General features: G+C 60.3%; 1 protein-coding gene. It reads right to left on the bottom strand.

All coding sequences use genetic code 11. The features are described 5' to 3' along the window. Window positions 1–401, bottom strand: a 401-nt coding sequence (locus BRSPCE3_RS35680) for a hypothetical protein (RefSeq protein ID WP_375710012.1), incomplete at its 3' end; no start/stop codon positions are given. Window positions 402–416 lie beyond the last annotated feature (15 nt).

Raw genomic sequence — 416 nt, 5'->3', positions numbered from 1 at the left:
GTCATGGTCATGCCCCGGGCGCCGATGTTTCCCGCCACAAAAACCTTTCCCTGGGCCATGCCGTTGGCCGCACCGTTGCCGGCATTGCCGTGGACGATGATATCGGCGCCGGCATTCAACCATCCCACGTCGTCCGAACCGGGTCCCTCCAGTTCGATGAGCGTGTTGGGAAATCCCAGGGACCCCACCCGCTGCCCGGAAGAACCTTTGATCCTGACGTAAACCTTTTCCTCACCGGCCTTCCATAGCCGCCCGCCGATGCCGTGCTGCCCGTAGGCCTCCACCTCCAGATTCCGGCGTCCTTCCGCCACCGCCTTCTGAATGCGCTCTTCCAGGATGCGCGATTCAATGCGATGGCCGTCTTCCATGCCGGAAATCCGAAAAACTCGCTGACTGTCCATAAGAAATTCTCCATA

It is taken from the genome of Bradyrhizobium sp. Ce-3 (assembly GCF_022835695.1).
In the GTDB taxonomy this organism is placed as follows: domain Bacteria; phylum Pseudomonadota; class Alphaproteobacteria; order Rhizobiales; family Xanthobacteraceae; genus Bradyrhizobium.
This window is presented reverse-complemented; position numbering and strand designations above follow the sequence as displayed.